At 65.5% G+C, this 17,114-nt stretch carries 26 protein-coding genes; 17 read left to right on the forward strand and 9 right to left on the reverse strand.

Annotation, left to right across the window (positions count from 1 at the left end; genetic code table 11):
* Positions 1-84: 84 nt before the first annotated feature.
* On the forward strand, positions 85-534 hold the full coding sequence (locus BM394_RS08125; protein ID WP_092976372.1) for an Hsp20/alpha crystallin family protein: 450 nt from the start codon (positions 85-87) through the stop codon (positions 532-534).
* 152 nt (positions 535-686) lie between these two features.
* Here BM394_RS08125 and BM394_RS08130 read toward each other — a convergent pair whose 3' ends face one another.
* Entirely contained in the window at positions 687-1,016 is a 330-nt protein-coding gene (locus BM394_RS08130; RefSeq protein WP_092976079.1) for a helix-turn-helix domain-containing protein, read from the reverse strand.
* A 611-nt stretch (positions 1,017-1,627) separates the two neighbouring features.
* Between BM394_RS08130 and BM394_RS08135 the strand changes: the two genes are divergently transcribed.
* Complete coding sequence (locus BM394_RS08135; protein ID WP_217643409.1) at positions 1,628-2,596, forward strand: alpha/beta hydrolase; 969 nt, start codon at positions 1,628-1,630, stop codon at positions 2,594-2,596.
* Between the two features lie 133 nt (positions 2,597-2,729).
* Here BM394_RS08135 and BM394_RS08140 read toward each other — a convergent pair whose 3' ends face one another.
* Both BM394_RS08140 and BM394_RS08145 read right to left on the reverse strand, forming a co-directional pair.
* Positions 2,730-3,188, reverse strand: a complete 459-nt coding sequence (locus BM394_RS08140) for a DUF6653 family protein (protein WP_175530008.1) — start codon at positions 3,186-3,188, stop codon at positions 2,730-2,732.
* Between the two features lie 122 nt (positions 3,189-3,310).
* Positions 3,311-4,036, reverse strand: coding sequence for an SDR family NAD(P)-dependent oxidoreductase (locus BM394_RS08145; RefSeq protein WP_092976381.1), 726 nt, complete (start codon positions 4,034-4,036; stop codon positions 3,311-3,313).
* 125 nt (positions 4,037-4,161) lie between these two features.
* On the opposite strand from BM394_RS08145, the gene BM394_RS08150 reads away from it, so the two are divergent.
* The gene (locus tag BM394_RS08150) at positions 4,162-4,707 is read left to right on the forward strand and encodes a MarR family winged helix-turn-helix transcriptional regulator (RefSeq protein WP_217643410.1); all 546 of its coding nucleotides are present in this window, start codon (positions 4,162-4,164) and stop codon (positions 4,705-4,707) included.
* A 56-nt stretch (positions 4,708-4,763) separates the two neighbouring features.
* On the opposite strand, the gene BM394_RS08155 is transcribed toward BM394_RS08150, so the two are convergent.
* Positions 4,764-5,408 carry a TetR/AcrR family transcriptional regulator gene (locus tag BM394_RS08155; protein WP_175530009.1) on the reverse strand — a complete coding sequence of 215 codons (645 nt, stop codon included), beginning with the start codon at positions 5,406-5,408 and terminating at the stop codon, positions 4,764-4,766.
* A 69-nt stretch (positions 5,409-5,477) separates the two neighbouring features.
* Between BM394_RS08155 and BM394_RS22740 the strand changes: the two genes are divergently transcribed.
* The 3 genes from BM394_RS22740 to BM394_RS08165 all read left to right on the forward strand — a co-directional run bounded on the left by BM394_RS22740 (position 5,478) and on the right by BM394_RS08165 (position 8,275).
* Positions 5,478-5,681, forward strand: coding sequence for a hypothetical protein (locus BM394_RS22740; protein ID WP_175530010.1), 204 nt, complete (start codon positions 5,478-5,480; stop codon positions 5,679-5,681).
* Positions 5,681-6,583 (forward strand): CPBP family intramembrane glutamic endopeptidase, encoded by a 903-nt coding sequence (locus BM394_RS08160; RefSeq protein WP_175530011.1) that lies wholly within the window; start codon positions 5,681-5,683, stop codon positions 6,581-6,583. Before BM394_RS22740 ends, BM394_RS08160 begins: the two co-directional genes overlap by 1 nt.
* Positions 6,584-6,982: 399 nt before the next feature.
* Entirely contained in the window at positions 6,983-8,275 is a 1,293-nt protein-coding gene (locus BM394_RS08165; RefSeq protein ID WP_092976091.1) for an erythromycin esterase family protein, read from the forward strand.
* Between the two features lie 129 nt (positions 8,276-8,404).
* Here BM394_RS08165 and BM394_RS08170 read toward each other — a convergent pair whose 3' ends face one another.
* Positions 8,405-8,914, reverse strand: a complete 510-nt coding sequence (locus BM394_RS08170; RefSeq protein WP_092976094.1) for a hypothetical protein — start codon at positions 8,912-8,914, stop codon at positions 8,405-8,407.
* A gap of 283 nt (positions 8,915-9,197) precedes the next feature.
* Between BM394_RS08170 and BM394_RS08175 the strand changes: the two genes are divergently transcribed.
* From BM394_RS08175 to BM394_RS08185, 3 genes are all read left to right on the forward strand, one after another.
* Complete coding sequence (locus tag BM394_RS08175) at positions 9,198-9,995, forward strand: alpha/beta fold hydrolase (RefSeq protein WP_092976097.1); 798 nt, start codon at positions 9,198-9,200, stop codon at positions 9,993-9,995.
* A 149-nt stretch (positions 9,996-10,144) separates the two neighbouring features.
* Positions 10,145-10,663 (forward strand): GNAT family N-acetyltransferase, encoded by a 519-nt coding sequence (locus BM394_RS08180; protein ID WP_092976100.1) that lies wholly within the window; start codon positions 10,145-10,147, stop codon positions 10,661-10,663.
* 85 nt (positions 10,664-10,748) lie between these two features.
* Entirely contained in the window at positions 10,749-11,552 is an 804-nt protein-coding gene (locus BM394_RS08185) for an aminoglycoside adenylyltransferase family protein (RefSeq protein WP_092976103.1), read from the forward strand.
* 120 nt (positions 11,553-11,672) lie between these two features.
* Here BM394_RS08185 and BM394_RS08190 read toward each other — a convergent pair whose 3' ends face one another.
* The gene (locus BM394_RS08190) at positions 11,673-12,149 is read right to left on the reverse strand and encodes a hypothetical protein (protein WP_092976106.1); all 477 of its coding nucleotides are present in this window, start codon (positions 12,147-12,149) and stop codon (positions 11,673-11,675) included.
* Between the two features lie 173 nt (positions 12,150-12,322).
* On the opposite strand from BM394_RS08190, the gene BM394_RS08195 reads away from it, so the two are divergent.
* Positions 12,323-12,820, forward strand: a complete 498-nt coding sequence (locus BM394_RS08195; protein WP_092976109.1) for a GNAT family N-acetyltransferase — start codon at positions 12,323-12,325, stop codon at positions 12,818-12,820.
* Positions 12,821-12,964: 144 nt separating this feature from the next.
* On the opposite strand, the gene BM394_RS08200 is transcribed toward BM394_RS08195, so the two are convergent.
* The 3 genes from BM394_RS08200 to BM394_RS23305 all read right to left on the reverse strand — a co-directional run bounded on the left by BM394_RS08200 (position 12,965) and on the right by BM394_RS23305 (position 14,123).
* Positions 12,965-13,471, reverse strand: a complete 507-nt coding sequence (locus BM394_RS08200) for a hypothetical protein (RefSeq protein ID WP_092976112.1) — start codon at positions 13,469-13,471, stop codon at positions 12,965-12,967.
* Complete coding sequence (locus tag BM394_RS23300) at positions 13,471-13,749, reverse strand: HC3 family zinc finger protein (RefSeq protein ID WP_092629857.1); 279 nt, start codon at positions 13,747-13,749, stop codon at positions 13,471-13,473. Before BM394_RS23300 ends, BM394_RS08200 begins: the two co-directional genes overlap by 1 nt.
* A gap of 86 nt (positions 13,750-13,835) precedes the next feature.
* On the reverse strand, positions 13,836-14,123 hold the full coding sequence (locus BM394_RS23305; protein ID WP_092976115.1) for a hypothetical protein: 288 nt from the start codon (positions 14,121-14,123) through the stop codon (positions 13,836-13,838).
* A gap of 107 nt (positions 14,124-14,230) precedes the next feature.
* Here BM394_RS23305 and BM394_RS08215 point away from each other — a divergent pair, with 107 nt between their 5' ends.
* The 7 genes from BM394_RS08215 to BM394_RS08245 all read left to right on the forward strand — a co-directional run bounded on the left by BM394_RS08215 (position 14,231) and on the right by BM394_RS08245 (position 17,101).
* Complete coding sequence (locus tag BM394_RS08215; protein ID WP_281246425.1) at positions 14,231-15,085, forward strand: helix-turn-helix domain-containing protein; 855 nt, start codon at positions 14,231-14,233, stop codon at positions 15,083-15,085.
* Positions 15,082-15,273 carry a DUF397 domain-containing protein gene (locus BM394_RS08220; RefSeq protein ID WP_092976121.1) on the forward strand — a complete coding sequence of 64 codons (192 nt, stop codon included), beginning with the start codon at positions 15,082-15,084 and terminating at the stop codon, positions 15,271-15,273. The genes BM394_RS08215 and BM394_RS08220 overlap by 4 nt, the downstream gene beginning before the upstream one ends.
* 112 nt (positions 15,274-15,385) lie before the next feature.
* A complete protein-coding gene (locus tag BM394_RS08225; RefSeq protein WP_092976384.1) occupies positions 15,386-15,589 on the forward strand; it encodes a DUF397 domain-containing protein in 204 nt (67 codons plus the stop codon).
* 59 nt (positions 15,590-15,648) lie between these two features.
* Entirely contained in the window at positions 15,649-15,849 is a 201-nt protein-coding gene (locus BM394_RS08230; RefSeq protein WP_092976124.1) for a Scr1 family TA system antitoxin-like transcriptional regulator, read from the forward strand.
* Positions 15,850-15,863: 14 nt separating this feature from the next.
* The gene (locus tag BM394_RS08235; protein ID WP_092976127.1) at positions 15,864-16,070 is read left to right on the forward strand and encodes a DUF397 domain-containing protein; all 207 of its coding nucleotides are present in this window, start codon (positions 15,864-15,866) and stop codon (positions 16,068-16,070) included.
* Positions 16,071-16,187: 117 nt separating this feature from the next.
* Positions 16,188-16,583: a hypothetical protein gene (locus tag BM394_RS08240; protein ID WP_092976130.1), complete on the forward strand. Its 396-nt coding sequence runs from the start codon at positions 16,188-16,190 to the stop codon at positions 16,581-16,583.
* Positions 16,580-17,101 (forward strand): DUF3558 family protein, encoded by a 522-nt coding sequence (locus tag BM394_RS08245; protein ID WP_092976133.1) that lies wholly within the window; start codon positions 16,580-16,582, stop codon positions 17,099-17,101. The genes BM394_RS08240 and BM394_RS08245 overlap by 4 nt, the downstream gene beginning before the upstream one ends.
* Positions 17,102-17,114: the final 13 nt, after the last annotated feature.

The following is a 17,114-nucleotide window of genomic DNA, read 5'->3' on the forward strand; positions in this document are numbered from 1 at the left end:
TAGCAGAATAGAGGTGTCACGGCAGGAGCACAGCGAAACAGGGCTCAACGAGAACAGTTGGATACGGACAAGGAGGAACTCGCCATGACCGTGGCTTTCGACCCGCTGTTTCGTGACCTGAACCGGCTGGCCACCGAGGTGTTCGGCTCCAGCAGGGCCCCGCAGAGCATGCCCATGGACGCCTACCGGTCCGGGGAGAGCTACATCGTCGAGTTCGACCTGCCCGGTGTCGCCCCGGAGTCGCTGGACGTTCGTGCGGAGAACAACACGCTGACCGTGCGGGCCGAGCGGTCCGGACGCAGGAACACGCAGGGCGACGGCGAAGTCAACTACGTGGCCGCGGAGCGTCCGCGCGGAACGTTCTCCCGTCAGCTCTCCCTCGGCGACGGCCTCGACGTCGACAACATCACGGCCGACTACACGGACGGCGTGCTGACCGTGACGCTACCCGTGGCGGATCAGGCCAAACCGCGCCAGATCAACGTCGAGCGCGGCAAGGGCGGCCAGCGGGTCATCGAAACCGGCAACGAGTGAACCACCGGCGGGATCCCGTGCGGCATCCCGCCGAGCCGAACCGATCGGAACCGGTCCATCGGGGCATCCGACCAACCGCGTGCCCCGGTGGGCCGTGATCACGTCACGCTCGCCGCTCGTCCGATGTCTCGTTCTCCTCGTTCGGAGAACGATCAGACGGAGGAGTCCTTCGCCTGACCACCGGAGGGATCCTCGTCGGTGTACTCGGCGAGCTGGTCCTCCAGGCTGATGATGCGGCAGGCCGCCGCCACCGGAGTTCCCTGGTCCACCAGGCGACGCGCCCGCTCCGCCTTGCGCAGTTGCCGCCGCGAGTACCGACGGTGTCCACCGGCCGAACGCTCCGGAACGACCAGTCCCGCTTCCTCGAGTGAGCGCAGGAACGGCTGTGCGACTCCCACCATCTCCGCCGCACGTCCCATCGTGAAAGCGGGATAGTCCTCATCGTCGAACTTGCTCACCGACCGCGACGGGTCACTGCTCATCGCACTACCTTTTCCGTGCGCACATTGACAGTCCCCCGGCGCGTCCCGGAATCCGCCAGGGGTTCGGAGAGTTCGCTCGACTACCGCAGCACAGTGACCGATCCGCCCGCGCGAGAAGGCCAAGCCGCGAGCGGATACGAACGACGCCTACTCCCCCGCGGGGTCGCGGTCCACCCCGCCGGTCGTGTCGGCCCGGAACTCCCGTCGAACCGCGACCACTCCAACGCACGCAGCACGACTGGTCGGCGACCTCTCCTGTCATCTCCGTACTTCCAAGAGATTAACCGTGAAAAAGAAGGATGTCTATGGTCACGAATACAGATTTTCTCAGGAGTATACCCCCTTCCGAAGGAACCCGGAGAACGCAGCGAGGTGCGAGCCAGTGGCATCGGTGGGCTCGTGCGGGTGGGGCTCGGCGCTGACTTCGGACCCGAGTGCGGCCGAATGAGCACGGACCGTCTTCCGCGAGTGGGCGGGGCCAGGCCACCCGATCCCCCTCGTGGACGAGAAATACATCCGTGTTCGCGATACCCAGGCCCTGCCGAGTCCACGACAATCGGAGCCGGAGCTCTCGTGCTCGACGACAGGCACCTCGACAGGAGTCAGCGATCGTGAACGTATCCGAAGCCGAGGACCGAGCCGACACCTTCGTACGACACGACCATCCGGAGCGGACCGTCGACCTCGGAGAAGTCCGCATGAACTACGCGGTCGCGGGCGATCCGGACTCCCCCGCGCTGCTGCTGATCCCCGGGCAGAGCGAGTCGTGGTGGGGATACGAACCCGCGCTGGAACGACTCGCCGAGCACTTCCGCACCTTCGCGGTGGACCTGCGGGGACAGGGCCGCTCCACGTGGACGCCGGGGCGCTACACCCTCGACAACTTCGGCAACGATCTCGTGCGGTTCATCGACCTCGTCATCGGGCGCCCCGCGCTCGTGGCGGGACACTCCTCCGGTGGCGTACTCGCGGCGTGGTTGTCCGCCTACGCGAGACCCGGTCAGATCCGCGGGGCCGTGTACGAGGATCCACCACTGTTCTCCTCGGAGACCGAGCCCGCCTGCGGCCCCTCGATCCGGCAGGGGATGGGACCGGTGTTCGCGGCGTGGCACAAGTGGCTCGGTGACCAGTGGTCGATCGGTGACTGGCACGGACTGCGGCGGGCCCTGTCCGACGAGCTCCCGCCCGTGCTGCTGGAGGGTCTGCCGGGGATGCGCCCGAACGAGTCCGGGAGCGAATCCGTCGCCGGACCACCGCAGAACCTGCGGGAGTACGACCCGGAGTGGGCCCGGGCCTTCGTCTCCGGCAACGTCACGGCGGGCTGCGACCAGGCCACCATGCTCTCCCGTGTGCGGGCACCGGTGCTGCTGACCCATCACTTCCGACGGATAGATCCGGACACCGGGCACCTGCTCGGCGCGGTCGCCGACGTGCAGGCACAGCGGGCCCGTCAGCTGATCGAGGCGGCCGGACAACCGGTCAGCTACCGGTCGTTACCCGAGATGCCGCACTCGATGCACGCCACGGATCCCGAGTTCTACGCGCGCACCGTCACCGAGTGGGCGAAGTCGCTGGCCTGAAGCCGCTGACCTGGAGTCGAGGAGCGTCCGCTCGATCAGGGGCTCTGTCGTGATCGGCGGCGTAGATTTCGCGAGAAATCGACGCGGCACCGGCACAGTCCCCGAGGCGCTGCGGGGGCTGACCGGGTGGGCATCAGGAGTCCGGTGGCGAGGTGTTCCGCTGCCGGTGACGGTCGAGGTAGCGATTCATGAGTTCCCAGTAGACGAGCAGCGACGCCAGCTGTGCCGCTGTGGCGGTACCCGCGGGAACGGGGCGCCGCCGACGCGCGGCGACGAGCGCGAGGAGACCGGCCACGGTAGCGGCGATGTTGACGCCCAGCGCCGCGTCGCGGGGGCGATCGACGATCCACTGCTCCTCACCGAGCATCGCGCGAGTTGCCCAGGCGTGCTCGTCGGCCGGTTCCGGGAAGACCACCGGGTTGAGCGCCATCCACGCACCCACGACCGCCGCGTGGCTCCAACGCCGCGTCCACATCGGAACCAGCAGCAACGGTGTGCTCGCCCAGCGGCTCCACGCACTCCACGGATTGGCGTGTCGGGCGAAAACCGCACGTCGAAGCCGCGCGAGTCCGCGCGAGGAGTTGGAGGTCATGGGTGTCCGTCCTCCTGGAACGTTGCCTCGTCAACGCCGACCGGATTCCCCGGCACTCCCGGAAGTACCCTACTCCGACGACGGTCCCGTCGACCCCCTCGCTCGGGTATGCAGCGGCCAACTCACCGGGTCGTGCGCGCTCCTCCGTTGACGTTGATCACTTGACCCGTGATGAAACGCGCTCCGGTGGAGGCGAGGAAATGCACGGTCGCAGCGAGCTCGTCGGGGTGGCCGTGCCTGCCCAGCACGGTCCGCGAGATCAGTTGGTCGTGAACCTCGGCGGGAAGACCGTCGCCGAAGAACTCCGTACCGGGGAAATAGCCGGGAGCCACCACGTTCGAGGTGATGTCACGTGGTCCCAGCTCTGCGGCCAGCCCGGCACTCCAGGACGCCAGCGCGGCCTTGGCGGGACCGTAGGAACCACCTCCCTGATCCGCCCCGATCGAGCCGATGTGAACCAATGCCCCACCGCGCGCGAGTTTGTTGTCGAGTGCCTCGGTCAGCAACGCCGCGCTGATGACATTGGCATCGACGTTGGCCCGCCATCGATCCAGTGTTCCGCGCAGGCCACCTCCGGCGGGCATCCGAAAATCGGTGTTACCGCCGGCATTGTTAACCAGAACGTCGACGTCGCCTTCGATCTCGGTGACCACCCGCTCCACCGCCTCGGGGTCGGTGCCGTCGCACCGCAACGCACGAACCCGGTTTCCGAGCGATCGGCATGCCTCGTCCAACACGGCCGCCCGCCGACCGGTGATGTACACCCGGTCCTCGTCCTCGGCGAATCGAGCGGCGACAGCCAGGCCGAATCCGGTTCCTCCACCGGTAACCAGCACAGTCCGACTCACGAAGCACTCCTCCACGTCCACTTCCGGATCCTCGGCTTGCGGCTCGGCAGACGCCCGCCCAGCCCCGCAGGACTTATTTAGATCTAAACGATATCATGAACAGCGGGACGCACCAGGGAGGAACCGTGACTGAACAGTGGGACGCCGACGACCCGGTGGACGCGATCGCGCTGGCCTGGCTCCGGGAACGGCCGGGAACCCCGGTCGAGGGAATCGGCATCGTTACCCGGGTATGGCAGTGCGCCAAGCTGTTGGGCGAGGAGCGCCGCCGAGTACTGACCGCAGCAGGGGCCGACACGGCCATCCTCGATCTACTCAGCGTCCTGCGCCGCAGCGGATCGCCCTACCGGTTGACCACGCGCGAACTCACCGAGCGAACCCTGGTCACCGCCGGGGCCATCTCGCAGCGCGTCGCGCGCGCCGAGCGCGAGGGGCTGGTCGAGCGAGCGACCGAAACCGACGGCTCCCGCACCGTGACCGTCACACTGACCACGGCCGGTCACGAACTGGTCGAAGAACTCGTCGACAGCGTCCTCATACGCGAGGCCGAGCTCGTCTCCGGGCTCACCGAGGACCAACGGTCAGCCCTCACCGAGATCCTTCGCCGTTTTCTCGACGAGCTGCACACTCGGCTCGGTCAACAGGGCACCAGCCACGTCGGCTCCGTCTGACGACGCGATCCGTTCGGTGCGCTCCCACGCCGGATCCGCGACGTGCACTGCGGAGATCAGCTCGACGGATCATCGCCCGGGCACCGCACGGGGACACACAGATCGTGCAAGTGGATACGCAACAAGCCCTCGACCCTGGCGGGGGATGTGCGCTCCGGACGAGCGAGCAGGTGCGCGGCGAATCCGTCGAGCAGTGCGTGAAGCCGCTCGGTCTCGCTCTCGACCTCCCGGCTCGCGGCCATGCAACCGAACTCGACCAGACTGTCGAGGGTGTGACGGCACTGCTGACGGATCCCGTCATCGGCGTCCTGGCGGATCTCGGCGATGACGGAGTCATTCGCCGCCTCCGCGACGAATGCCTGGTAGATACGCGCCTCGGTACCTCGTTCCTCGTCGAGCGGAAGCAACTCCAGCAGTAGCGCCAGCGCCGCTTCCACGACCCGACCCTCGTGCGCGTCCGCGAGCCGGAGTTCCGCACCGGCCGTGATCCGTCGGCCGATCTTGTCGATGAGCTCACGCATGGCGAAACGCCGAAGCTCGTCCTGGGTGGAGAAGAAGTAACGAACCGAACCCATGGACAGCTCCGCCTCACGTGCCACCCCGCGCACTGAGGCTTCCCGCAGACCGTCGCGCAGGGCGATCCGCCAGACGGCCTGGGCAAGCAGAGAACGACGTTCCGCGTGATCGATCCGCACTGGCACTCCCATATATTAGCACAGCTGTGCTAGATTGCCTTTTAGTAACACAGCTGTACTAGAAAGAGGTCTGTCATGATCGACGAAACAGTCCCTCGCGGCAGATGGGCACCCTGGTGGATGTACGTGTTGCTCATCGTGGGTGCGAACCAGCTGCGTCAGTTGATACTGCCGTTCGGAACGGTGCCCGAATGGGCCGATGTCGTGATCGCGGCGCTGGTCGCCGCGATCTGCTTCGCACTCATCACACTCGTTTACCGCGCCGGAGCCGATCGCTGATGTCGGCACCGGTCCCGTACGAGGCAGCACCAACCGGACGGACCGCGATACCGCTGCCCCGCAGCGCCCGGGCGAGCGTGTGGCTCGCGGTGATCGGACTCGCGAGTGGTCTCCCCGCATCGCTAGCGGTGGCCGCGGGCTGGGAGAACGCTGGTTTCGTACTTCCACCGATCATCGCGGCGCTGCTGGCCACGACCGCGGTTTTCCTTCATCGAGCCGTGCGACCGCTGCTGTTGGTCCTGACCGCTTCGGTGACCGGGTTGTGGCTCATCACCGTCGCGTTGGAGCTGGCGGAACCGCTCCTGCTCGGATTGCCGACCGCAGCACGCGTGCTAGCGGTCAACGGCGCCAAGGTGTTGCCACTGGCCCTCACCGCGATCGTGCTCGTCCGGTACCGACCGAGCCGGTACGAGATGGCACTACGACTCGGCCAGTGGCGCGCGGACAGCGGACTACGCGTGGCCGGATACCGGATCGACTGGAGATTGATCGGCACGACCGTCGGCTTCGTGGTCTGCTGTGGAACCATCGCCACCGGAGTCGAAGCATTCAACGTGGCCGGGCTGAGCGAAGCCCTGATCTGGCTGCCTGTCTACACCGCCGCGGCAGTCGTCAACGCCACTGCCGAGGAGTTCCTGTTCCGGCACGCGATCAACGCGGTCGCCGGACCACTGATGGGCAGGACAGCACTCATCGCACTCACCTCGGCCTACTTCGGAACCACCCACATCAACGGCACACCGAGCGGTCTCGCCGGGATCCTGCTGTCCGGCTCCTTCGGCGTAGTACTCGCGCTGGCTATCGACCACACCAGGGGGTTCTGTTTGAACTGGACACTGCACTTCATCGCCGACATGGCGATATTCTTCACGCTGATCGGCACGGCCGCCTCGGGAACCTGACGACGAAACACTGTCACTCGCCGAGCTCAGCGAAGAAGTAACTCGCGCCCCGGTCTCGCACCGCTGTCGACCGGTGACAGTCGGGACGACACGCATCGCTGGAAGCTTCGAGCCGCGCGAATGGCGATGCGGTCACCCCGGACGGCCGACACGGTCCCGCCGTTCCGACTGGCACCGGACAATCCGGCTCTGATACCTTGCACCACGTGCCTACGGGAAGTCTGTTTCTCTGACCCGCTCCTCGGACGGATGCGGAAGGCCGGAGTGAGTTCTCCTCCGGTGCTGTGATGCCGGGCGGTGCCCGCATCACTTCACTTTTCGTGCCCTTTCGGCTCGTTTCCGCATCGGCGTCCCTTCGGTGATCCCGTTTTCGGTTACACGACGAGAGTTGAGCGAGTCATGACGACTGACCACGTTTCCGTGTCGAGCACCCCGAATACCGACTGGTTCCGCGAGCACACCAGCCGCCTGAGCGGTTCGGACGTCGACGCCCCGCTGGACGACCTCGAACCGTTGCGCGACGTCATCGGCGACGCCCGTGTGGTCGCCGTGGGTGAAGGCGCCCATTTCGTCGGCGAGTTCACCAGCACCCGACAGCGGGTGCTGCGTTTCCTCGCCGAACGCTGCGGGTTCACGGTGCTGGCCTTCGAGTTCGGATTCGGAGAGGGAATCGCCCTGGACAGCTGGCTGCGGGGCGAGGGTGACGACGCCGAGCTCGCCGCGGTGGGCGGAACCACGAATGCCGGGGTCAACCCGCGCATGGTGCGCTGGCTGCGTCGGCACAACCGCACCAGCTCCCACCCGCTGCGCTTCGTCGGGATCGACACCCCCATGGCCGGCGGACGACTTCGCCCGGATCTGGAACCACTGGCCGAGTACCTCCGCGAGGTCGATCCGGAGGTGGTCGGCCTGATCGATCGGGCGCTGGGCATCGCCGACCGGTTCACCGGTGGCTCGGTGGCCGTGGCAGCACCGGGATGGGCGAGGTTGGAAGCGGCCGACCAGGACGCGCTGACCGCATCGCTGGCACGGTTGTCGCTGCGGTTCCGCTCGATGGAGCCGCTGTACGTATCGCGTGGTGGCCGATCCGCTTACGATGTGGCGCTGCGCCACCTGGAGGCGGCCCTGCACACCGACTACATGTTCGGTGCCATGCGCGACGTCTTCACCGGTCAGGGGCTGGAAGGTGACACTTCCGTCCGGGACCACCACATGGCCGAATCGGTGCGTTGGCACCTCGACAACGCCGATCCGGACACGCGCATCGTGCTGGCCGCCCACAACAACCACATCCAGAAGACACCCGTGTACTTCGACGGTGAACTCGCGGCCCTGCCCATGGGTTACTACCTCGACCGGGTGTTCGGTGCGGACTACCGTGCGCTCGCCCAGACGCACACCGCCGAACAAGTGGCGGATATGTCCCCGGACGAGAGAGCCGAATCCGGGCTGACGGTGGCCGAGGAGCCCCTCGACACCCCTGAGCCAGGAAGCGTCGAGGCCGCCGTCATCGACGCCGGTTACGGCGACGACATCAGCCTCACCAACCTCCGGGAGGCACCCGTGGGGAGGCTGGACCGCATCCGCACTCAGAGTGCCACGCAACTCACTCCGGTGGTTGAGGCGTTCGACGGAGTGCTGACCGTTCCCACGGCCACCACCTACTACACGACCGGTCTGCGAGAGGAGTAGCGGGAAACCGGGTTCGTTCCCCGGGACAACGCGTTTTCCGGGGAACGAACGCCTCCCGAGCCGGGGCACTCGTCCCGGTACGGCGACGTCGAAGCTCATCCGGCGCGAACTCTCGGGCGTTCCGGGGAGTCAGTCGGAGGTACTGGGCGACTCCATCGGCTCGTGGGGGTAAGCGGCGATTCGGCGGGCCTCGGCGATGACCTCGGCATCCAACTCCGCCACCGTGTATTCGGTGTACACGACAGTGTCGTAGGCCTCGTGGAGCCCGACGAACGGCAGGGCAAGATCCACGTTGGATCCGTAAACCCGGCTGATACGCCAGGCGAACGTCCTGGGCATCACCTTCCCCGCCAGCAACCGTCCCGCGAGCAGCCGCACGGCGGGTTCTGTCGCGGCCTCGCTGTCGAGCGGGTAGAAGACGAGCCCGAGCTCACCGAGCGCCGTGGGAAGCAACTCGCGTACTGCTTCAGTGGCCTCGGCGCGGGTGCACGCGGCGAGAACGCGCAGCGTGGGACTGTCGAGACCGGCGACGAGCGCGTCGCAGGCGGAGCGAACGAACTCCTCGGCGCGGATCTCCCGCGCACTCCACAGCACCGCGTGCTCCTGCAGCACGGTCGCTGCCGTTTCGGGCGAAGTCATCCTTCGATAGTCCGATTTCCGCCGTTGTTCGTGCAACGTTTTTCACCACGCAGCACCGCGCCGACCTCGTACCGTCACGATCCGGCCCCTTGCGGGATTACCCGGGACGAGGTCGTTCCGGTAGTAACGATCCAGGTCGTCGAGGAGTCGTCGATGCCCCGCGCCGGAGACATTGAGCGGACCGTCGCGGCGCGGACTCCGCGAGAGACCGGCCACGTTCGCACGGATTCCGCCACCGGCGTAACCGATTCCACGCGTACGGCCGTGGGCCTATCGTGGCCGCATGAACTCACCGATCACGGGCACGGCCGCCGGGGTACCGTTCACCGCCCTGCCACCGGCGGACGAGGGCTTCGCGCCGCTGATCGTCACCTGGCACATGCTGGACGCGCCGAGGTCGGACGCCGCGTTCGCCGCCGCGTTGCCGATGAACGACCTGCCCGCCTGGCGGGTGCACCTGGGCATGCCGATGTGCGGGGCGCGCATGGTCGACGGCAGCACCGACGCCATCGTGGAGCTCGCCCGCGAGGACGCGCTGATGTCCTTTCTGCACCCGTTCGTCCGGCAAGCGAGCGAGGAGTTCCCGGCGGCACTGGAGTCGATCCGTGCGCGACTTCCGGTGGACGACGGACCCGTAGGGGTGCTCGGTGGCTCGCTGGGTGGGGCCGTCGCGCTGCGGATACTGGCCGACACCGACACACCGGTCTTCGCCGGGGCCGTGGTGAACGCCGCCATCCGAATGAGGTCCGCCGTGGACCTGTTTCCCGGTGACTACCCCTACGACGCCGAGTCCGCCGAGATCGCCGCCGATCTGGACTTCGTCACCAAGGCGGGCAGGATCGCCGATCGCGCGCCGCTGCTGGTCGTCAGCGGCGAGCGGGACCACCCGGCGCTGCGTGCCGACGCGTTGGACCTCGTCGACGCCGCGGGGCAACGGGCCGAACTGCTGTCGATTCCCGAGCTGGCCCACCCGCTCGCCGAGGAACCCGGCATCGAACCCGCCCCGCAGCAGCCGCTGGCACGTGAGGTGGACCTCGGTCTGACCGCGTGGTTTCGACGCCACCTTCCGGAACGGGGCTAGGTAAGACGGCTTACTTCTTGAAAGCGCGGCCCGGCTGTGAGCCGTGTCCGTGAAGCCAGTCGGGCGCCTGCGGGGAGGACACGGTAGGAAGTCGTGGAAGGAGCGTGGCTTCGGAGCGGCGAGAGGTACAGGGACGGTATAAGTTGGACATGATCCGCAACGCGCGAGCCGATGAGCTTCCGATGCTCCGGGAAATCGAGACGGCCGCGGGCGCGGCCTTCCGTGAGATCGGCATGCACGAGATCGCCGACGACGAACCACCCACCACCGCCGAGCTCGCCGCCTTCCAAACGGACGGTCGCGCGTGGGTCGCCGTCGGCGCCACGGATCGTCCCGTCGGTTATCTGCTGGCGAGCCTCGTGGACGGCGACGCCCACATCGACCAGGTGTCGGTCCACCCCGACCACGCGCGCCAAGGGCTGGGGCGGGCACTGATCGAGGTCGTCGTCGGGTGGGCACGCGGCCGTGGTCTGCCCGGGGTGACGTTGACCAGTTTCACCCGGGTGCCCTGGAACGCGCCCTACTACGAACGACTCGGCTTTCATGTCCTGCCCGACGAGCAGCTCACGAGCGGACTGCGTGCCATCCGTGACGAGGAGTCCGCGCGGGGTTTGGACAGCTGGCCGCGCGTCACCATGCGCCGGGTTGTCACCGACCTTCCGCGCTGAACGCTCGTCGGTGCGACGCCGCCCGGCCGGACGATGCGGGGGCAGCACTCCATCGGAGGATTTTCGGTGGCTGTTCACCGGAGGTATGCGGCAGGCTGACGACGTGTCCATGTCTACTGCTGACGCGGCGCAGGAAGCCGCGGTGGTCGAGCTGGTGCGGTCGGTACTCGACGGGGACCTGATCGGCGTACAGCGCTACGGTTCGGCGGTGCACGACGGGCTGCGACGTTTCAGCGATCTCGACCTGCTCGTCGTCACCCGGCGAACGATCGGGCCTGCTCGACGGCGGGCGCTGGTGGAGGGCTTGCTCGGCATTTCCGGCCCCGAGCCCGGAGCGCGGCCACGTCCGGTGGAACTGACTGTCGTGGTCGCCGGTGAGGTGCGGCCCTGGCGATATCCGCCCCGCGTGGATCTGCAGTACGGCGAGTGGTTGCGCCCAGAGTTGTCCACCGGTGCCGAACCGCCCTCCGGCCCGGATCCCGACCTGGCGGTGCTGCTGACCTCGGTCCGCGAGCGCGGTGTCGCACTGGCAGGGCCGCGAGCCACGGAGTTGCTGGATCCGGTGCCACACGAAGATTTGGTGCGGGCCGTGCTCGACGGGCTGCCGGGGCTGCTCGCCGAACTGCACACCGACACCCGCAACGTGGTGCTGACCCTGGCCCGGATGCTGGTGACCGTGCGGACCGGGCGGATCGCGCCGAAGACGGAAGCGGCCGAGCTGGTGCTTCCGCGACTCTCCGACAACGACGGAAACGTCCTGGCACACGCCCGCGCCGTGCACGCGGGCGAGCAGGAGGCGCTGCCCGCGGAGCTTCCCGGGCTCGACGATTTCGCCGCACGCATGGCAGCGGCGATCCGACAGGCGGCGATCCGGGCGGATGCCGGATGACGAGCGGTGCTGAAAAGCCCCGAAGCGAGCGGACATGGTGCGGCCGGACGCGAGCTACCGGGCGCGGAAAGGATCGCCGGGTGGCCGAACGTCCAGCCGGTTTCGGGTGGCCGTCCGAGTTCAACGCGATGTCCGGGGTGGCCGCACGATAGACACGTTCTCGGACAGCGGGGTGATTTCGCGCTCGGGCCAGCGGTGGGCCAAGCCGTGCAGTCGCTCCAGCAGCAGCGTGGACGCACCGAGGAGGTTGCCCGGTTCCTCGTCGGTGAGATCGGTGAGATCGAGGTGCAGCAGGTAGTCGTGCGGTTCTGTGTCGGCGAGCCAGCGGAACCGCACCACGAGAACGCTGCCCACCGCTACGGCGTGGAAACCGACGATGTTGTCCAGCACACCGGCACGCTGGGCCACCTCGTCCGGATCCGAGCCCAGCGGGGCGTAGGCCACCCACTCTCCCCCACCCGACCGCAGTGCCTCGTCCACGACCTCGGGCGGCAGCGGCGGCGTGGGACGGGGAACCTCGGCGGGGTCGCGCTCCGGTCGGGCGCCCCACTCGGCGTTCTCCAGCTCGGCCAGGCGCCGTACTTCCTCGACGTCCACGGGAACAGAATGGCAGCGGAGAACAACGGCGCGAAACTCCCCGAGGAGTCCGCCCGCCGTCGTGCTCAACCGTTCGCGATACCTCGGCATCGTAGCGATCACCGCTCCAGCAACAACGGAATTCGCAGCGTTTTCGCGGCTCGCCCGATGAAGCCACTGTAAGCTCGGTCGTCGTGAGTTGGTTACCCGACGACTTCGTCCACCCTGGCTACACACCCGTGCCCGACACCGCGCTTCACCTGCGGCCGATCCGGGAGGCGGACACCGCCCTCGACTACCCCGCCGTGATGGGTTCCCAGGAGCGCTTATGGGAAATCTTCGGTCCGGCCTGGGGTTGGCCCCGGGAGACGATGACGTACGAGGAGGATCGCGTCGAACTGCTGCGGCACGAGAGCGAGGCAGCCGCACACCGCTCGTTCAACTACGCCCTGTTGGACGAGGCGGAGACGGCGATCCTCGGCTGCGTCTACGTCGATCCTCCCGAACGCATCGGCGCCGACGGCGAGGTGTCCTGGTGGGTGGTGGACGAACTCGTCGGCGGTGATTCCGAGGAGGCACTGGACGCACTGGTGCCGCGGTGGATCGCCACCGAATGGCCCTTCCGAAACCCCCGGTTGCTGGGTCGAGACATCACCTGGCAGGACTGGCTCGCACTGCCACGCGTCTCCTGACACGCTCGATGCCGATACCGGATCTCCCGGTGGCCTTCGGCCCTGCCTTTCGTTCCCGATTCGGCACCGAGCCGGAACGGCCACCAGCGGAGTATCTCTCGCTATTATTAATGAGTACGCAGCACTCCGACTACGTGGCAATTGTCAGGCAGGTGCCAGGAGTCGATGGCATCCGATGTAGCCGGACTCCGGTCCGAGGCTGTCGGGATGCGGGCGGCAGCCGAGCAGTTCGGCGATGTCCTGCTCCACCAGGCTGGGGCCGTTGCGGTGCCTGCCGGGACTGATCGGTGGGAACGGCGCGGGATGGCTGGGAACCTCGCACGCGGAGAACCACCGTGGATGGTCCGGGTCGTCCAGTGGCCAGTGAATCTCGGTGGTTCGCTCGGTCGTCGCTTCGGGGTGTTCGGGCACCGCGTGGGTCGGCGGTGTTCGTGGTTCGGGCATCGGCCGGGGCGCGAGCTCCCCGGAATCGGGCGGGGACGTCGGCGTGGCGAATGCGTGGTGCTCGGTGAGACTTCTGACGGTGAGCGCGCCCGGCCCGGCGTCGGCGTGCTGCCCGTTGCCGCCGCGCAGCGGGAGGAAGGTGCAGAGCACCACCGCGAGCACTACTCCGAGGAGCCAGATCGGGCCGAACGGTTCGTAGGGTGGCATCACAGGAACTCCGTGCCGAATTGGTCGTGCAGTCTGCGGCGGGCGTCGCGGTGGCGTTGTTCGCGGTTCTCGCTGCGGACGAGGGCTTCGGCCATGCAGGAGTCGCAGGTGGGCAGTAGCCAGTCCGCATCGGACGGTTCGGTGAGCGTCACCGAGACGCCGCACAGGGTGTCGCGGTGCTCTTCGGGGCGCGGCGGGGTGTCGGGGCCGAAGGCGTGTCGGTATCCGGCGATCGGGTTCCACCACACCACCGGACCGCGCCAACCAATGCTGAACACGTGGGTCTCCCTTCCATCGGGACGAAAGCTCGAGCCCGGGGCTCGAGACACGTAGGAGTTCGGAGTCGAGGGCGAGCGCGCAGCACTCACCCGTACGGAGGACGTTGCTCGTGCGAATGGCGTTGTCCGCCATCGGGTCCGCCACTGGCGGGCGCGCTCAGCAGCACCCGCATCACGCACGCCGCGCAGGGCTCTCCCGCAGCGCCGCGTGGGGCGTGTCGTGGATCGGTTACCCACTCGGTGTCGCGGCGGGAGAACTGCCGCCCGCAAGGGGAGATCAGGTAGTCGCGCCCCACCGCGACGTCCACGGCGTGCGCCAACCGCTCGGACTCGGCCGCCACACCCTCCCGCCACCGAAACCACCACCAGGACATTTGGCTCCTCTCGAAGTACACAACAAGCATTGCAAGTCGCAATGCGACTTACAATTACACTTAAGGGTGATACTGAAGCGGATCGTGAAGAGGCAGGATCGACTGGCATGAGCGCACCGAGCCCGGCTGTCTGCCGTCTTCTGCTGGGGAGAGAACTACGTCAACTTCGAGAAGCAGCTGACATGGAGCGGGAGCAGCTCGCTACGTCCACGAAGTGGCAGCCCAGCAAGATAAGCAGAATCGAACAGGGTCAAGCCACCCTGCAACGAGCGGAGCTGGAACAGCTGGTCGAACTGTTCTGGCCCGACGAGGAACAATGCGAACGACTGCGCAGGCTAGCGACCGAGGCGCGAAAGCGCGGCAAATTCGGAAAAGTTCCGGACTGGTCACGCCAGTACGTAGGGTTGGAAGCGGATGCCAGTGCGTTGACGATCTGGGACGGGGAACTCGTGCCAGGGCTCGCACAGACCGAGGAATACGCGAGGGCGATAGTTTCGACCTCCGTGGTGGTACCGCCGGCCGAGGTCGAACAGACAGTCAAGGCGCGACTGGCAAGACAGCGCATCCTGAGCAGGGAGACACCGCCCGAGCTTGGAATAGTGCTGGGAGAAGCGGCACTCTGTCGGACGGTTGGTAGTCCGGCTGTACTGCGCCGTCAGCTACAACACCTGCGTCAGCTGGCTACGCAACCGAACATCACGCTTCAGATCCTGCCCTTCAGTTCCGGCGAACACGCCGCTATGGGCGCTTCGTTCACCGTGTTACGGCTGGACCTGGAAGACCTCACCTTCAGCTATGCCTACCTGGAGAGTTTGACCCGAGCAGATACTTTGGACGGTCAACAGCACATCGAGACCTATCAGCTCGTCATCGAACAACTGCGTATCGCGGCCCTCGGACAACGTGAGACACTGAACTTACTCGATCGTGTGATCGCCGAGCTAGCGGAGGCCCGAGAGTGAGCAACGAACCAGCATCCGTCGACTGGCGGAAAAGCACTCGCAGTAGTGGGGGCGCGAACAACTGCGTCGAGGTCGGTTTCGCCACATCAGCCGTGCTGATCCGCGACACCAAAGACCGCGACAGCGGCACACTCGCGGTATCGCCTGATGTTTGGCACAGCTTCCTCTCCACCCTGAAACACACCTGATATCAAAACACGGTGACGTTCCCCTATCGTCGCCTAACGTTGCCCACACCGAGCAAGATCAGTAAAATTAGCTGGTTACAGGCACGAGTCGATGATGGGGAACAACGTCACCATGAGCGACAAGCAAGCATCCGTCAACTGGCGGAAAAGCACTCGTAGCACTGGCGGAGGCAACTGCGTCGAGGTCGGCTTCGCGACCTCGACCGTGCTGGTCCGCGACACCAAAGCCCGCGAAGGCGGCTTGCTCTCCCTCTCTCCCGCTGCCTGGCAGAGTTTCGTCGGCACCCTCAAACACAGCACTCCGACATCCGGATGAACTTTCTCTAATAACCGAGCATCACCCTGCGGAGCGTTCGGCCGGAGAATTTCCTGTAAATGACGCTTACCGGGCAGTTCACCGTGCTTGATTTCGAGCAGGTTCGCTCGATCGTCTACAGCGAATTGCACGACGGTGCGGTGTACATACAGGATGAAGAGCAGGTTGACTCGTATACGATGGCTGCGGAGAGTCTTCAACGGGTCGCACTCGGCCCGGAACAGTCGAGAGACCTGATCGAAGACATGCTGAAAGCTTAGCCCCAGGAGTACCCATGTTATTCCGCGATAAGAATTCGGTCATCTGGCACACGAGTAGCTACAGCGGCAACAACGGCACCTGTGTGGAGGTCGGTTTCGCGACATCGGCCGTGCTGGTGCGCGACACCAAGGACCGCGAAGGCGGCTTACTCGCCCTCTCCCCCGCTACCTGGCAGAGCTTCGTCGGCACCCTCAAACACAGCACTCCGACATCCGGGTGAACCACCGGCGTGACGTATACCCCGTCAGCGCGAAGCCGTTGACCCTCATCGAGCAAGATCAGTAACCTCGAAATTTCGTAGGGCACACGCCGACGATGGGGGAATCAACGCGTCACCATGAGCGACGACCAGAACCTGACCGACAACCTGTCGGCCACCAACGACGCCATGCAGGGCATCATCACTGCCGCCAATAACGGCCAGTTCGTCATCACGCCCGACGCGGGCGACGAACTCATACAGATCTTCCAGGAAATCGAGGACTGGACAATCGATGCCAAGTTTGACATCGAAACTTTGAAGCAGGACACCCCCTTGGGAAACAGCCCTGCCGGAAAAGAAATATCGAATTTCAACAAAAGAGTAGCAGCAGGCGATGAAGATTCCTACGAAGAACTAATCAACAAAATCAAAGAAAATTCGCCGAAAGTTGTAGAGGCAATAAAAAACGGAATAAGACTCTACCAGAGCGCCGACGAATCAAACTCTTCTGAAATCGAAGGCATCGAATGATACTTATCCAAGACAGGAAATTCGAAACTTTACTGGGAATCCTCTGCCTAGTTTTCGTAGCATCCGGATGTTCGCAATCACCTGCTCAGGACTCACCCAACAGCGCCACGGAAAGTACCGAAAAAACACTACTGTCGAACTTGTCTCCCTGCGAAGCACTTACCCAGAAACAAGAGAGCAAGATTGAGGCTTCTGGACCAGGCTCACCCGAGGAGGTAGTTGACGTCAAAGCATGCAGATGGGGTCTCACCTCGGGTAATATAAATATTTCATTTTATCCAGAAAAAACAATAAACGACCTAGACTTCTCTGAAGGCCAAGTAAGCGGCTTCAAAGTCGGAAACAAACAGGGGAAACTAGTCAAGGGGAACACTGAGGACCTCTGCACAGTAGCAATACCGGTCAATAATAATTCAGAGTCAATCTCAGTAGATGCCCAGGGAAAAGGGAACACCACCTCGTGCGACCTCGCCAAGAAGATCGCACCGATGGTAGAGCAGAACATTTCGGACAGCTGAGAACCAGGGGGAT

The organism is Actinopolyspora lacussalsi subsp. righensis (genome assembly GCF_900116555.1).
Taxonomy (GTDB): Bacteria; Actinomycetota; Actinomycetes; order Mycobacteriales; family Pseudonocardiaceae; genus Actinopolyspora; species Actinopolyspora lacussalsi.

Coding starts and splice junctions, on each gene's coding strand:
- BM394_RS08125 (WP_092976372.1), top strand. CDS start 85: ATGACCGTGGCTTTCGACCCGCTGTTTCGTGACCTGAACCGGCTGGCC.
- BM394_RS08130 (WP_092976079.1), bottom strand. CDS start 1,016: ATGAGCAGTGACCCGTCGCGGTCGGTGAGCAAGTTCGACGATGAGGAC.
- BM394_RS08140 (WP_175530008.1), bottom strand. CDS start 3,188: ATGACCTCCAACTCCTCGCGCGGACTCGCGCGGCTTCGACGTGCGGTT.
- BM394_RS22740 (WP_175530010.1), top strand. CDS start 5,478: ATGATCGACGAAACAGTCCCTCGCGGCAGATGGGCACCCTGGTGGATG.
- BM394_RS08160 (WP_175530011.1), top strand. CDS start 5,681: ATGTCGGCACCGGTCCCGTACGAGGCAGCACCAACCGGACGGACCGCG.
- BM394_RS08165 (WP_092976091.1), top strand. CDS start 6,983: ATGACGACTGACCACGTTTCCGTGTCGAGCACCCCGAATACCGACTGG.
- BM394_RS08170 (WP_092976094.1), bottom strand. CDS start 8,914: ATGACTTCGCCCGAAACGGCAGCGACCGTGCTGCAGGAGCACGCGGTG.
- BM394_RS08175 (WP_092976097.1), top strand. CDS start 9,198: ATGAACTCACCGATCACGGGCACGGCCGCCGGGGTACCGTTCACCGCC.
- BM394_RS08180 (WP_092976100.1), top strand. CDS start 10,145: ATGATCCGCAACGCGCGAGCCGATGAGCTTCCGATGCTCCGGGAAATC.
- BM394_RS08185 (WP_092976103.1), top strand. CDS start 10,749: ATGCGGCAGGCTGACGACGTGTCCATGTCTACTGCTGACGCGGCGCAG.
- BM394_RS08200 (WP_092976112.1), bottom strand. CDS start 13,471: ATGCCACCCTACGAACCGTTCGGCCCGATCTGGCTCCTCGGAGTAGTG.
- BM394_RS23305 (WP_092976115.1), bottom strand. CDS start 14,123: ATGTCCTGGTGGTGGTTTCGGTGGCGGGAGGGTGTGGCGGCCGAGTCC.
- BM394_RS08215 (WP_281246425.1), top strand. CDS start 14,231: ATGAGCGCACCGAGCCCGGCTGTCTGCCGTCTTCTGCTGGGGAGAGAA.
- BM394_RS08225 (WP_092976384.1), top strand. CDS start 15,386: ATGAGCGACAAGCAAGCATCCGTCAACTGGCGGAAAAGCACTCGTAGC.
- BM394_RS08230 (WP_092976124.1), top strand. CDS start 15,649: ATGACGCTTACCGGGCAGTTCACCGTGCTTGATTTCGAGCAGGTTCGC.
- BM394_RS08235 (WP_092976127.1), top strand. CDS start 15,864: ATGTTATTCCGCGATAAGAATTCGGTCATCTGGCACACGAGTAGCTAC.
- BM394_RS08240 (WP_092976130.1), top strand. CDS start 16,188: ATGAGCGACGACCAGAACCTGACCGACAACCTGTCGGCCACCAACGAC.
- BM394_RS08245 (WP_092976133.1), top strand. CDS start 16,580: ATGATACTTATCCAAGACAGGAAATTCGAAACTTTACTGGGAATCCTC.